This is a genomic window from Exiguobacterium sp. PFWT01, from assembly GCF_018255795.1.
Lineage (GTDB): Bacteria > Bacillota > Bacilli > Exiguobacteriales > Exiguobacteriaceae > Exiguobacterium.
Window position 1 is genome coordinate 1379119 of record NZ_CP073755.1, and the last position, 13403, is coordinate 1392521.

Annotated in this window: 13 protein-coding genes and 2 riboswitches; of the genes, 7 read left to right on the forward strand and 6 right to left on the reverse strand. The window is 47.8% G+C overall.

Annotated elements, in window-relative coordinates:
- Positions 1 to 87: 87 nt before the first annotated feature.
- Positions 88 to 885: a DUF4397 domain-containing protein gene (locus KD909_RS07160; RefSeq protein WP_012726359.1), complete on the forward strand. Its 798-nt coding sequence runs from the start codon at positions 88 to 90 to the stop codon at positions 883 to 885.
- Positions 830 to 1474 (forward strand): class F sortase, encoded by a 645-nt coding sequence (locus tag KD909_RS07165; RefSeq protein WP_249199097.1) that lies wholly within the window; start codon positions 830 to 832, stop codon positions 1472 to 1474. Before KD909_RS07160 ends, KD909_RS07165 begins: the two co-directional genes overlap by 56 nt.
- Before the next feature lie 86 nt (positions 1475 to 1560).
- Here KD909_RS07165 and KD909_RS07170 read toward each other — a convergent pair whose 3' ends face one another.
- The gene (locus tag KD909_RS07170) at positions 1561 to 1998 is read right to left on the reverse strand and encodes a MarR family winged helix-turn-helix transcriptional regulator (protein ID WP_211782796.1); all 438 of its coding nucleotides are present in this window, start codon (positions 1996 to 1998) and stop codon (positions 1561 to 1563) included.
- An 88-nt stretch (positions 1999 to 2086) separates the two neighbouring features.
- Positions 2087 to 3145, reverse strand: a complete 1059-nt coding sequence (locus KD909_RS07175) for a GTP pyrophosphokinase (protein WP_240499823.1) — start codon at positions 3143 to 3145, stop codon at positions 2087 to 2089.
- A 96-nt stretch (positions 3146 to 3241) separates the two neighbouring features.
- Between KD909_RS07175 and KD909_RS07180 the strand changes: the two genes are divergently transcribed.
- Positions 3242 to 3442: a hypothetical protein gene (locus tag KD909_RS07180; protein ID WP_211782797.1), complete on the forward strand. Its 201-nt coding sequence runs from the start codon at positions 3242 to 3244 to the stop codon at positions 3440 to 3442.
- A 103-nt stretch (positions 3443 to 3545) separates the two neighbouring features.
- Positions 3546 to 3866, forward strand: a complete 321-nt coding sequence (locus KD909_RS07185) for a YflT domain-containing protein (RefSeq protein ID WP_211782798.1) — start codon at positions 3546 to 3548, stop codon at positions 3864 to 3866.
- Between the two features lie 29 nt (positions 3867 to 3895).
- Here the strand turns inward: KD909_RS07185 and KD909_RS07190 are convergent, their stop codons facing one another.
- On the reverse strand, positions 3896 to 4933 hold the full coding sequence (locus KD909_RS07190) for an SDR family oxidoreductase (RefSeq protein ID WP_211782799.1): 1038 nt from the start codon (positions 4931 to 4933) through the stop codon (positions 3896 to 3898).
- A gap of 189 nt (positions 4934 to 5122) precedes the next feature.
- Between KD909_RS07190 and KD909_RS07195 the strand changes: the two genes are divergently transcribed.
- Entirely contained in the window at positions 5123 to 6418 is a 1296-nt protein-coding gene (locus KD909_RS07195; protein WP_012726352.1) for a glutamine synthetase family protein, read from the forward strand.
- A gap of 41 nt (positions 6419 to 6459) precedes the next feature.
- Here KD909_RS07195 and KD909_RS07200 read toward each other — a convergent pair whose 3' ends face one another.
- The 3 genes from KD909_RS07200 to KD909_RS07210 all read right to left on the reverse strand — a co-directional run bounded on the left by KD909_RS07200 (position 6460) and on the right by KD909_RS07210 (position 10710).
- Entirely contained in the window at positions 6460 to 7953 is a 1494-nt protein-coding gene (locus tag KD909_RS07200; RefSeq protein ID WP_012726351.1) for a peptide MFS transporter, read from the reverse strand.
- A gap of 143 nt (positions 7954 to 8096) precedes the next feature.
- Complete coding sequence (locus tag KD909_RS07205) at positions 8097 to 9341, reverse strand: MDR family MFS transporter (protein ID WP_211782800.1); 1245 nt, start codon at positions 9339 to 9341, stop codon at positions 8097 to 8099.
- Between the two features lie 268 nt (positions 9342 to 9609).
- Complete coding sequence (locus KD909_RS07210; RefSeq protein ID WP_012726349.1) at positions 9610 to 10710, reverse strand: AI-2E family transporter; 1101 nt, start codon at positions 10708 to 10710, stop codon at positions 9610 to 9612.
- 158 nt (positions 10711 to 10868) lie between these two features.
- A riboswitch (SAM riboswitch) is annotated at positions 10869 to 10968 on the forward strand.
- Positions 10969 to 11046: 78 nt separating this feature from the next.
- Here KD909_RS07210 and KD909_RS07215 point away from each other — a divergent pair.
- Both KD909_RS07215 and KD909_RS07220 read left to right on the forward strand, forming a co-directional pair.
- Complete coding sequence (locus tag KD909_RS07215; protein WP_211782801.1) at positions 11047 to 12222, forward strand: aminotransferase class I/II-fold pyridoxal phosphate-dependent enzyme; 1176 nt, start codon at positions 11047 to 11049, stop codon at positions 12220 to 12222.
- Positions 12219 to 13235, forward strand: a complete 1017-nt coding sequence (locus tag KD909_RS07220) for an iron-containing alcohol dehydrogenase (protein WP_211782802.1) — start codon at positions 12219 to 12221, stop codon at positions 13233 to 13235. The genes KD909_RS07215 and KD909_RS07220 overlap by 4 nt, the downstream gene beginning before the upstream one ends.
- A gap of 41 nt (positions 13236 to 13276) precedes the next feature.
- Positions 13277 to 13381, forward strand: a riboswitch (SAM riboswitch).
- Positions 13382 to 13403 lie beyond the last annotated feature (22 nt).

Here is a 13403-nt window from a genome sequence, read left to right on the forward strand (position 1 = left end):
ATCAGATGTAGCACACCATGTAGCACTGCATCACATTTGTTGTATGCACGTCGTGGGTTACCAAAGATCAAAAGGAGGAAATTTCACATGAAGAAGTTGATGTCTTTACTGGGTACTCTAGCACTGGCTTTCGCTTTCGTCTTACCGGTTAGCGCGGATGGACATGAAAATGCGATGGTCCGTGTGCTACATGCTTCACCTGATGCACCGGCAGTTGACGTGTACGTTGATGGGGAAGTCGCGGTCGAGGGAGCAGAATTCAAGGATCTCACAGACTACTTGACACTTCCTGCAGGGGATTACAACGTTGAAATCAAGCCGGCAGGTGACGCTGAAACAGTCGTCGTCGCAGCAGACCTCTCAATCGAGGCAGGCAAGTTCTATACAGCCGCTGCGATCGGTCAACTTGAAAACATCGAAATCGCCGCAATGGAAGACGATGCAAACTTCGAAGATGGTAAATCGAAAGTACGTGTCGCTCACTTCGCACCAGATGCACCAGCGGTTGATGTCGCACCTAAAGGTGGCGACCCACTCTTCTCAAACCTCGAGTTCAAAGCAGTAAGTGATTATGGCACACTCGATGCTGGAACGTATGACCTTGAAGTCCGCCCGGCTGGAGCGACTGACGTCGTCAAAGCACTTGACGGTGTCGCACTCGAAGGTGGCAAAAACTATACAGCATTCGCAATCGGACTCCTTGAAGGAGAACCAGCGTTTGAAGTCCTTCTCGCCGCTGATGGTGGGGAAATGGCAATGGCTCCTGAAACAGGACAAGGTGGTCTTGCTCAAACAGCTTCAATGAACTGGTTGCTCGCGGCAGCAGTAGTTGGAGCGGCAGCAGCTGGATTCTACGTCTTTCGTCGTCAGAAGCAAGACGCTTAAACTGATTTTCTTAGGAACGATCACATTTCTCGTATGGGGCGCTCAAGCGGAAGCTCCTGACAAACCGTTCGTGATGCCAACGGCTGAATTTGCCGAACCACAGGTATTGACTTCAAAGCAGGTCGATCGACAAACGTTTCATTCGAACAGTTTCGTCCCTGCCCGGCTGGTCATACCTTCAATCGATGTTGATACATCCATTGAAGCGGTCGGCAAGGATGAGGTTGGAAGAATGGCTACACCGTCTGACGTGAATCATGTCGGTTGGTATCAATATGGAGCCAAAGCAGGCGCAACGGGGAATGTCGTCCTATCAGGTCATCTCGATGACCTGAATGGTCCAGCTATTTTTGCGAATCTGGATCAACTTCCAATTGGAGAACTGGTGACGCTCCACCGGAAAGACCAGGTCGCAACGTATGAAGTGGTCAGTGTGAAACAGTATCGCCTCGACCAAGTGCCGCTCGCCTCCATTTTTGCGGCGACTCAGTCAAAGCGGATTCAATTGATCACTTGTGCAGGACCGTATGACGAAAACCTTGGGTATCGGGACCGGATCGTGGTCACGGCACACTTGATTGAAACGTAAAGATGAAGAGATGCTGACCGATGGGTCGCATCTCTTTTTTTCGCAAAAAATAGCCCTTCACCGTTAAGGTGAAGGGTATAGTCGGATTAAGCATCCATACGATCTAATAATTTTGAGAGTAAAATGAGTTCTTCATCTGAAAAATCTGTGAAGACATCCATCAAATATTCAATCTTCATGCTCTCTAACGTCTCAAACAACTCACGACCTTCATCCGTTGCCTGAAGTTCAACAACTCGGCGGTCACGCTCGCTGCGTTCGCGAGAAATCAACCCTTTTTTCGTCAATTCATCGGCAAGCGCAGTGATCATCGAAGCTGAAAATTGAAACTCATTTGACAGAGCAGAGGCGATTTGAGGACTCTGTTGACAAAGAGAACGTAGAATGAAGAATTCATTTCGGGTTAAATACTGTGAGAACATCGAACGGAGATTTTTTTTCACTCCACGATAGTTCATCCGGATTCCACGTTCAGCGTCTGCGACGAGCTGTCGACGTGAAGCGGTCTGTACGGGTGTTGTCATCCTCGAAACTACCTCCTAGCAATAATATTATTCATATATACTTCAGAACATAGAAACATTCTACATTAAAAACATGTTGTCTGTAAAGTTATAGGGGCTCGTCTTTTGCCCGAATTTGCTGAATGATGTCTTCATAATGTTTCAAGTCCGGATAGAACCGTCTAAAGAAAAATTCAATCTGCGGATCGTCGCCTTCCGCTAACAGTTTAGCGAGAACGGCATAGACGACACCCATGCCTTGTCTTGGTAATAGAGAAGATGGCAACAAGGTTGCGCATTGGACGGCTTGAGTATAGTAAGTGGACAGTGTGTCATTCAAATCTTTGAAGGTTCGGATATCGGCGTAATGGAACATTCTCGTCAACTCGACGATGGCAGAGAGATCCGTCTCGAGCAGCCATTCGCTCTGGAAAATCGCGTTGTCTAATTTCTCGACCGTTTGATCATTCGCAATATAATAGTTGAGATTATCTCGGGTAATGGCCACTTTTTCAGGAGAGTCGAGAATCTGTTCGACTGTCTCCTGTTCGAATGTTCGCAACTGTTTTCGAATGTTCACGAACTCGGAGTCGGCAATCTCCAAGAGGCCGGCGACGCGGCTGAAACTACGTTTGATTTCAGGAGGAACGGCATTCGGATTTTTGTAACCGAGGTCGTGTTCAATCTCGGCCCATGCATGTTGTAGGATCGAGCGGACTTGAATTTCCGCTTCTTTTTCTGCGAAACGGCGATATTCACCGAGCGCAAGTCGCTTCTCACTTAATTCCACGACATAATGGACTGACAGATATCCGAACTCATTGGAGTCGAGCAACGTTGACTTGTCGATGGACTGTTCACGGTCGATGGTAAATTCATCTTCCAAGATTTGAGCGACGGCTCGTACGTCGTCATGAAAATACGTCACAATCCGTATCCCGGCCAAGTCTTGCACGTCTCGTAATGAACGATATTGATAAGGTTTGCGTGAAAGTTTGGCATATAGACTGTCCGCTTCTTTGGCACGGGCAACGATTGAATGAAACTGGATGCCGGCTTCTGTCAACAATTCACTGAGGAGTGCTTTCAGCTTTGTGGCAAACGCTTCATAATCTTCTTTTTCATTCAAATATTCAAGCATGATTGTATTCAAGTCTTGTTTTGGCACAGAACTCACTCCTTTTCTCTATTCATAGTATAGCATCACACGTCAGAAACGATATGATAGCATGTATAAGAAGTGAAATAGAAAGAGGTGGGATGGATGCATACATTCCGTTCAGGTGAGAGAGAGAAAATCGAGATTATCGCCGGATTGTTACAACAAGCCGGATATCGCATATCTCGTATCCGCACTGTCGATTCCCAGTTCGTAGTGATCGCTCGATTAGAGGGGCAGACTCAAATGGAAGGGGAACATGATCGCATCAAGGGAATCGTGCATCATTTCGACATCGAAGAATGAATCACGAACGAAGAAAGGGATTGATTGTATGTTTATCACCTCATTTTTCGGGAATAACAAAAACAGTGAAAACCATGACTGTGAACGTTTAGGAGGATGGGGCATGTTAGAGACAAGAGTAGTGAATGATATGACGACGGTGGACCATGAAGTGAATGAGATGGTGTCAGGCGGATGTGTGAATGAGCATATCTATTTGTTCGCCAAAGATGAGGAATTGACCGTTCGATTGGCAGCAGAGTCCGGGGTACAACCATATCGAATTCCGGAAAAAGGAATGTTCGAGTCATTGCTCTCAAAATTCACGAGCAATTCAGAAGATCGCATGGAACAGATGGAGAGTCTTGGCCTCACAAAAGAGATGGTAGATTCACTCGAACGTGAAATCAAAGGCGGTAAAATCGTACTCGTTTGCGATAAATAAAAAATGGACCGGAAAAATCAGTCCATTTTTTATTTTGCTTTGTAATAGGCATTCACGATGCGACGTAACGATTTTTGATCGAGACGGAGCGGAGCGAATCCGGCATCCTGTAGCAATTGCTTCGTGTTGTCGTCACGGAACGTGATATCCCGGTTCAAATACGGATTGAACACTTTCACCATATCGTTGAACGACTGTTCGACTGAGCTGAGTGTCGAGGTCGGTGTCTCCGTGATCGTTAAATGCGGGAATGCTAACGACTCTTTCATATATTCGAGCATCGTTTCATTTATTGGTGGTGCGTCGTTTGTCACGTTATAGATTGTACCTGCCTTCGCATGCTCGATGGCAGCGAGGAGTACATCCGCGACATAATCGACAGGGACAAGGTTTGATGTACCTGTCGCTGAGCCAATCAATCGAATCGACTCGAAGTCATGCCCACGTCGTTCCAATTTCCGTTTGAACAGTTCGAGAGCACGCATATATCCGTACATCGTAAATTTTGAGTCAGCCTCTCCTGTTTTCGAGTCTCCGACGATGATGGCCGGTCGGAAGATTGACACATCAAGCTCATCCCGTGACTCCCAGACCGCCTGCTCGGCGTGTGCCTTGCTTTCTTCATACGGATTCAAAAAAGATTGCGACACGTCGTACAGTGTTTCCCCGCCAACTTCCTTAGCGCCGAGTGTATAGGCCGTACTCACGTGGAAAAAGCGACGGCAGTCAATCAGCTTGGTCAAGCGAAGGGCCTCTTTCGTCCCGGTCAAATTGGTCTCGAACAATTCATCGCGCAATTCTTCATCGAATTTGACGAGTGCTGCCATGTGTAGGAATAAATCAATTTTCCCTCTATGTGTCTCGATGAACGCTTCATTCGCACCGAGTGCGTGTGACGTCAAATCGCCTGGTAACACATCAATCGACTTCTGTTCTTCTGCGGTGAATTGTGCATTCACTTTCTCCGGTGTTCGAGCCAACATGCAGACGCGATGCCCCCGCTGAATCAATTCTTTGGCGAGTCGCCCTCCTAAAAATCCTGTTCCACCAGTCATAAAAATATACAATCGCGTTCTCCCTCTCTGTGACATTCTTTACCCATCATATCAACTCTTGTCGCATGTAGCCACTTTGCCTCTCGTAAAATTCCATGTTTAGAAAAAATTGAACTCGGTTATGAACTATAGAGAAGCGTACGAAAGGTGCGTAACGACAGCTTGCCTGTCAAATCCATTGAAGTGAGGTTTTAACGAATCATGGCAAATCTATTCGGAACAGACAAGGATGACGTAAAAAAGAAGCAACAAGATATTGAGAAAACGGTACAAGAGAAAAACATCACCCAAATCCATCTATACTTCTCGGATGTACTCGGTGATTTAAAGCTCTTGACGCTTTCGGCAAAACTGTTGCCAGAAGTCTTTGAAGGAAAAACGATGTTTGACGGTTCTTCGATCAACGGGTTCTCTTCCATCAAAAACTCCGACTTATTCTTGAGACCGGATTTAGATCGTCCACGGTATGAGCAAGACGGCGAGGAAAATATTTTGGCATTCTTCTGTGATGTATGTACTCCGGAGGGAGAGCGATATGAATACGACCCACGTAATGTATTGAAGGATGCACTCGAACGTGCAGCACGTGATGGCTACTCGGTATTCGTCGGGGCAGAGCCAGAATTCTTCATCTTTGACGAGAACGGGGAATTTTATGACGAGGCCGGATATTTCTCGACACGTTCAGAGGATAAAGGATATGAAGTGCGACAGCACATCGCGAATCGTTTGAGCGGTGTCGGGTTCAACATTGAGGCAGTGCACCATGAGGTCGCCCCTGCGCAACATGAGATTGGCATCAAGTATGATGACGCACTCCATACAGCGGATAACATTCAGTTCTTCAAAGAAATCGTCAAGATTGCGGCAAAAGAGAAAGGGGCATCCGTCTCATTCTTACCGAAACCGTTGCGTGATGTGAACGGTTCTGGCATGCACTTGAACATCTCTGTCTGGAAGAATGATGAGTCCGGAAATCCGACGACCAACGCGTTCGACGAAGTCGATTCGGATTACGGATTGTCGAAGACAGCACGTCATTTCATCGAGGGAATCTTGAAGCATGCCCGTGCCACGGCAATCTTCACGAATCCGCTACCTGAATCATACGAGCGTCTCGTTCCTGGATTCGAGGCACCCGTCAACATTTGCTGGAGCCCGTCGAACCGTAGTTCGATGATTCGAATCCCGGCTTCTCGTGGGAGTGCGACCCGTGTCGAGGTTCGGAACCCTGACCCGAGTGCGAACCCATATTTGGCACTTGCCGCGCTCATCTATGCCGGACTTGAAGGAATCGAACAACAGCTCGTCCCGTCTTCACCGAATGAGGATGACTTGTTCGAGTATTCAGCGAAGCAAATCGAGAGCCAAGGAATCGCATCACTGCCTGCGACATTCCATGAATCGATTCAATCACTGAAACAAGACAACTTCCATGATTACTTTAACCACAATATGATCGATCGCTACTTGTCACTCATTCAAGTGCGAAAATAAAAATGACGCCAGCCGATTCAATCGGCTGGCGTTTTTGATGATTAATGGATTCCACGCATGTACACTTTGATTTTTGGTGCGAGTGCGAACAGAATCAAACTTAAGACGATGGCGACGCCACCGATAATCCCGAAGTATAGCGTCTCATTCTCAGGTGTGTAGAACTTGACGAGCTGTGCGTTGATCCCTTGTGCAGCAGCGTTTGATAAGAACCAGAGCGACATCGTTTGAGCCGAGAAGGCAGCTGGTGCGAGTTTTGTCGTGGCCGACAAACCGACCGGTGACAAACTGAGTTCTCCTAAAACGACGATGAAATAGCTCAAGACGAGCCAGAGTGGGCTGACGAGGGCATCCGGACCACTGAAGTATGCTGGGAGCAGGATGACCAAGAAACTGATTCCGGCAAATAAGATCCCGAAAGCAAACTTCGTCGGAATGCTCGGTTCGCGGTCACCAAGTCGGACCCATAACCAAGCGAAGACCGGTGCCAGTAAGATGATGAACAGTGGGTTCAGTGATTGGAACCACGCTGGTGACAACGTGAATCCAAAGAACTCTAAGTCAGTCCGTGTATCGGCATAGCTCGCTAAAATCGTTGCGCCTTGCTCTTGGATTGCCCAGAACATGACGGAGGCGATGAAGAGCGGAATGTAGGCGATGATTCGCGAACGCTCGACCTCAGTCGTTTTCGGACTACGATACATGATAATGAAGTAGATGGTCGGAATCGCGATACCGAACACTCCGACGAGTGAGATGAACGTATTGATCGTGAACCATCCAAGTGGAATCAAGATTGCGAGTAAAACAGCGATTCCAATGGTGACGATGCTGACGATTTTAATCGTTTTCTTTTTCTCATCAGGTGTCAATGGATTCGGTACATACGAACCAGCTAAGCCGAGGTTCGTTTTTCGTGTCAATACGAAGACGACGAGTCCAACGAACATCCCGATTGCCGCGAGCGCAAAGCCCCAGTGGAATCCATAGTCTTTTTGTACTTGACCGACGATGAGTGGTGAAATGAACGCACCTAAGTTGATACCCATGTAGAAGATACTGAATCCAGCGTCACGACGGCGATCCGTCTCGCTGTACATGTCTCCGACGATACTTGATACGTTTGGTTTCAATAATCCGGTACCAATGACAATCAACGCCATCGAGATGAACAAGAAGACGACACTACCTGGAATCGAGAGGACGATGTGTCCGAGCATGATGAACACACCACCGTAGAATACCGCGCGAGACGTCCCGAAAATCCGGTCTGCAAGCCATCCCCCAATGACCCCAGACATATAAACGAGCGCGCCATAGACGGACATGATTGAGAGTGCGACGTTTCGGTCTAGACCAAGTCCTCCCTCAGAGACTTCATAGTACATATAGAATACGAGGATGGCCCGCATGCCATAGTATGAGAAACGTTCCCAAAACTCAGTGAAGAATAAAGTGAACAACCCTTTCGGTTGTCCGAAGAAGCCTTTTTGTGGAACACTGTCCACGATTGTCTGTTTATCGATCCTTTCCATGAAAGATCCCTCCTTAACCGTTTTATCATAAAAAGGATTATTATGATTGTAAAGTGAATTGAATGATAATTTCAAATTTTAATAAAGATGAAAAGAATGAAAAGACCACACTTCCGAAATCAGAGAGTGTGGTCAATGAGCGGTTAAGCCGTCTTTTGCTTTGCTTCCGTCGCTTGGACATGACGTCCGAGCTGCCAATAGATGATGCCTGATAAACAACTCGCTCCACCGATGAGGATCAAAGCGATGTGTCCGGCACGATTGTCAAAAAAGACACTTGCGATGATTGGTGCCGTGACACCGCCGATCAGCCATTGGATACTCGCTGCACCGTTATAGGCACCACGCATATTCTCCGGTGCAATCAAGGCGATGAATGTCTGCTGAACAGGGGACATGATCATCTCACCTAACGTATAAAACGCATATACGGCGAGTAAGATCCCGACGAGTGGCACGTAAGGGGTATCGAGTGCGAACAAGGCTCTAGGCACAATCGCAAGCAAGATCATACCGATACCGAATACGGTCGCTCCTGCTAACATGACCTTACCGAACGGCTTGTTCCCGAGTTTTGAAGCAATCGGGAACTGGAAAAGAACTACCATGATTCCATTCAGTGCTAACAGATACGGGAATGGGTTCTGTTGTGCGGTATACGTCGGGAGCGATTCTTTTAAAAAGAGTGGTAGCATGCTCTCGACGACGGAGAATCCCATTGATATGAATATACCCGCAAAGATGAAGACGAGAAACACGCGATCGTTATAAAAGACGCGCAACACTTCCCGGTTGCTCGGAGTCTCATCTTCTGTAAACTCGGGCAACGACTCATGTATGAACGTGCCGAGCGCAATCGCATATAGTCCAAAGACGAATGCCGCCGCAAAGAAGATGAGCTCGCGGTCGATGAACAGCACCGCACTACCAAGAAGTGGACCGAATGCAGCGCCGATGTTATGTCCCATCCGTAAAAGTCCGAACGCTTCGTTCATATGCTCTGGCTCCGTGACATCGGCGACCATCGCGCTTGCGGCAGGGTGGAAGAGCGAGTTCGTCAGTCCGAGCATCGCGTTCAATAAAAGAAGCGGCCAGAACGAGTCGGCGAACGCAAATCCGATGAGGGCAAGTGCGTCCCCAATGATGGCGATCATCATGATTGGTTTTCGGCCATACAGGTCTGCTAGCCGTCCTCCGATCATCGAACCGAGGAGCGCCATGATCGGGCCAGTCGCCATGATGATTCCGACTTGAAGGTAGCTATCTAACTGGTCACTATAGTAGAGAAGAAGGAATGGGGCAATCATGAACATCATAATTCCCGTAATCGTTTCCCCTAAAAAACGAATCCAAATGTTGCGGTCGAGCCGCTTGAGTGATTGAAACATACAGGTCACCTGCTTTATTTAATTTTAGACACAAAAGGGACGTCATATGCATGAAGGCATACGACGTCCCACGTTGTTTATGCATGCCTCGATAGGCAGGCGTCTTAGATATGAATCAATCGAAGAGGTGCCTGCCAATCAGTATGAACTTGAGTGAATGGTTTCGAAGATACTACTGACATGGGAACCTCTCCTTTCTGTTAATTGTGTTCTTCTCCTCAACTGTATGACACATTTCCTCAATGTGTCAACAAATTTATGAGGTGAATCAAAGTAATTCGTTTAGATTTTTTCGGTTCAGTCGATAATCGATGAGGCGAGACAAGACGACTTGAATCATGGCCGTGATCGGCACGCTCACGAACATCCCGATGAGGCCGAACAGGCTTCCTCCGATGATAATCGATGTGATGACCCAAAATGGTGTGATGCCGACGCTATCCCCAAGAATCTTCGGTCCGAGCCACAATCCGTCAAACTGCTGTAACAAGAAGATGAACAAGAGTACCAAGACGGCGGTGAACGGGTCATAAAAATAGGTGATGATAAACGCTGGGATCATCCCGAGTAGCGGTCCGACATATGGGATGAAGTTTAGGACGCCGACGATGACTCCGAGAAGTAGGGCATATGGGGCCCCGATGATCAAGAGTCCGATGACTGCTAGCACTCCAATAATCAGACAGTCGAGCGACTTCCCAATGATATATCGCTTAAAGATATAATCCATCTCTTGAAAGATATCGATTGTCGTCTTCGCAGTGCCGACGGGTAATAGCGCATAGAGAAGACGCTTGAACATACGAGCGAAGACTTCTTTGTCCTTTAACAAATAGATGGAGATGACAATCCCAATCAAGAAGTTGATCAATGTCATTGTAAAACTAGAGACATAACTAACGGAAGAGAGGACGGCCGTCTCGACCCATCCAGAGTAACGATCCTCGAAGCGCGCAAAATCAATCGCTTGGGCGATCGTCGCGTTATAGTCTTTCAAGTAATTGTTCACTTCACCTAAAAACACGTCGATTTGACGGATATAAACCGGTAACTCATTGATGAGTGATGACAGACTCGAGTAAATCCGCGGGAACAACGTGACGACCGAAATCGCCAAGATGCCGATGAACGTGATATAGACGATGAGTAGTCCTTGATACCGCTTCAAGTGGAACCGTTCTTCAATATAAGAGAGTACGGTGTTGAGTAACAAGGCGATGGCGATCCCCATGATGATGGGGGTCAGTAACTGAAACGTGTATTGTAAGACACGTGAGATGGTATCCGGTTCACTGATGACACGCCATAAGACGAGCAAGATCAGTCCGATGACACTCAGTTTCCAAATAAGTTGACGATTAAGCTCCAATGCTCTATCCCCTCATACAAATATAATTTTTCTACTCTTTTACTATGAATGTTTTTTGAAAAGGATTCAATAGATGTTCACCTTGAAAAAAATGTTTGACACCGTTGGGAATGTCTGGTTAACTTAGGGACATACAAAAATTACATAACGAATGACACTTTCTATCAAGAGAAGCGGAGGGACTGGCCCGATGAAGCTTCAGCAACAGATTGCAAAATACTGTGCTAATTCCAGCAAGGTGACCTTGAGAGATGGAAAGGTGGTTGACTACATACGTCTGTATCGAGCACCCCTTTCCTCAGAAAGGGGTGTTTTTTCGTATGAGGAGGACCCATCATGGCAGACAGACGTTCCAAGTTATTAAAATCGTTACCGACACAACACTTTGTCGGATTAGCAGAAGAAGTCGCGGCAGTCGAGGCGAGTGGCAAGACCGTCATCCGACTCGGACAAGGCACACCCGACTTACCGACACCAGCTCCAATCTGTGAGGCACTGGAACGAGCATTGACCGACCCGACGACCCATCAATACGGACCATTCCGGGGACAGGCTCGACTAAAAGAAGCTGTGGCCGCATTCTATCAACGTGAATACGGAGTCGACCTCGACCCGGCGCGAGAAGTGGCGATTTTGATTGGCAGCAAATCGGGTCTCATCACGTTGCCTCAGTGTCTTCTTGAGCCGGGTGAAGGCATCTTGCTCCCGAACCCTGGCTATCCCGATTATATCTCGGGAGCGCGTCTCGCCGGAGCGGACATCATCGATTTAACGTTGAAGGAAGAGCACGGCTATCTCCCGGATTACACCACGCTCGATCCGCTTCATGCACGACTCATGTATTTGAACTACCCGAGCAATCCGACCGGCGCTGTCGCGACGCCAGCCTTCTTTGAGGAGACGGTTAAATTCGCCACAAACCATGATCTGATGGTCGTACACGATTTCGCCTATGGAAGTATTGGCTTTGATGGGCATGTCCCGCCAAGTTTTCTCCAAGCAGACGGGGCAAAAGAAATCGGGATTGAGGTGTATACGATGTCGAAGGCGTTCAACATGTCGGGATGGCGTGTCGCGTTCGCAGTCGGAAATGCAGATATCATCGAGGCGATCAATACTTACCAAGATCATGTCCACGTCTCTGTGTTCTCTGCCATTCAAGAGGCAGCCATCGTGGCGTTAGAATCCCCGCGTGACATACGTGACGACCTAGCCTCGCTTTACGAAACAAGACGAAACCGATTGATTGATGGGTTACGCCGAGCAGGGTGGGAAATTGAGGCACCAAAAGGTTCTTTCTTCGTATGGGCGAGAGTGCCTGAAGGCGATGCAAAATCATTCTCGACGAAGTTACTACATGAGGCGGGCGTCGCCGTCACACCGGGCTACTTTTTTGGAACGGAGGGGGAGCACCACATCCGCTTTGGTCTCGTGTCGTCTGAACAGAAGATTGATGAAGCGGTAGAACGGATTGAGAGACTGTTTGCAGCCTATGAGGAGGTCCATCAATGATTCGACAAGCTGTGCTGGAATACGACCATTCGAACGATGCGCTCGATCAACTTTACTCACTGATTGGGAATCGGGAGGCACTCGTTTTGAAAGGATTTAACGGATACGGTGAAGCGATTCGCGTGTCTCCTCGTCTAGCAGAAATTCCGAGCGTACGATTCAAGGGGGAATGTTCAGACGAAGAAGTCGAACGACTAAAAGCGCATCGACCTGACGTCTGGATTGCTGTCGGTGGCGGTAAATTGATTGATACGGCGAAGCGGATTGCATTTACCCAGTCGGTCCCGCTCATCGTCATTCCGACACTTGTGTCAAACTGTGCCGCCTTCACCCCGCTCAGCGTGATCTATGGAGAAGACGGTACATATTTACGATATGATACGTTCCCCGTCGTCATCGAGCGCGTCATCGCGGATGAACGACTGTTACGTGATTCACCTTACGACTATTTTAAGGCTGGTGTCATCGATACGGTCGCAAAGTGGTTCGAGGCTCGATATATTAGCGGAACAACATCAAGGGACGCAGGGATTCAGTCGGGGCTCTCACTTGCGGCGCAATGCGGAGCGTTGATGGATTTGTCCATTCGTGAAGATGATTTTCGCCATTATGGCACGGACATCCGATCTATCGTCGATCATGTCCTCGCCATCGGTGGTGCCGTTGGTGGATTCGGTGACGCCGGCACCCGAGTCGCCGTCGCCCATGCGGTGCATAACGCACTCAGTCGTTTTGATTCGACGCATCATTGGTTGCACGGGGACAAGGTAGGCTTCGGTCTGATCGTTCAAGAACGATTGGCTTCATCCGAAGACGCCTCAATCCTTGAGAATTGGCTACAAGCGATCGCCGCTCCGACGTCACTTGAACAACTTGGGATTCGCTTTGACCAAATCGATGAGTTGGTCGATTATGTCGTCGAAGAAATGACGATTCAAGGCATTCACAAGGTCGAAGATACCGAGCAATTAAAAGAAATTTTAAGAAATATTCAAGAAACAGTTTACAAATAATTCTTTTATCAGTAATATAATAACAAAATAATAGAACCGATTGCTTATCAAGAGTGGTGGAGGGACTGGCCCGATGAAACCCGGCAACCAGATCAGAAATGATCATGGTGCTAATTCCAACAGACGAGACGTCTGGGAGATGAGCGTGTCCGACTTTCACGTGTCGTG

Excerpts from the sequence above, each read along its gene's own strand:
- KD909_RS07160 (WP_012726359.1), top strand. The coding sequence starts at position 88 with ATGAAGAAGTTGATGTCTTTACTGGGTACTCTAGCACTGGCTTTCGCT.
- KD909_RS07170 (WP_211782796.1), bottom strand. The coding sequence starts at position 1,998 with ATGACAACACCCGTACAGACCGCTTCACGTCGACAGCTCGTCGCAGAC.
- KD909_RS07180 (WP_211782797.1), top strand. The coding sequence starts at position 3,242 with ATGCATACATTCCGTTCAGGTGAGAGAGAGAAAATCGAGATTATCGCC.
- KD909_RS07185 (WP_211782798.1), top strand. The coding sequence starts at position 3,546 with ATGTTAGAGACAAGAGTAGTGAATGATATGACGACGGTGGACCATGAA.
- KD909_RS07195 (WP_012726352.1), top strand. The coding sequence starts at position 5,123 with ATGGCAAATCTATTCGGAACAGACAAGGATGACGTAAAAAAGAAGCAA.
- KD909_RS07200 (WP_012726351.1), bottom strand. The coding sequence starts at position 7,953 with ATGGAAAGGATCGATAAACAGACAATCGTGGACAGTGTTCCACAAAAA.
- KD909_RS07205 (WP_211782800.1), bottom strand. The coding sequence starts at position 9,341 with ATGTTTCAATCACTCAAGCGGCTCGACCGCAACATTTGGATTCGTTTT.
- KD909_RS07215 (WP_211782801.1), top strand. The coding sequence starts at position 11,047 with ATGGCAGACAGACGTTCCAAGTTATTAAAATCGTTACCGACACAACAC.
- KD909_RS07220 (WP_211782802.1), top strand. The coding sequence starts at position 12,219 with ATGATTCGACAAGCTGTGCTGGAATACGACCATTCGAACGATGCGCTC.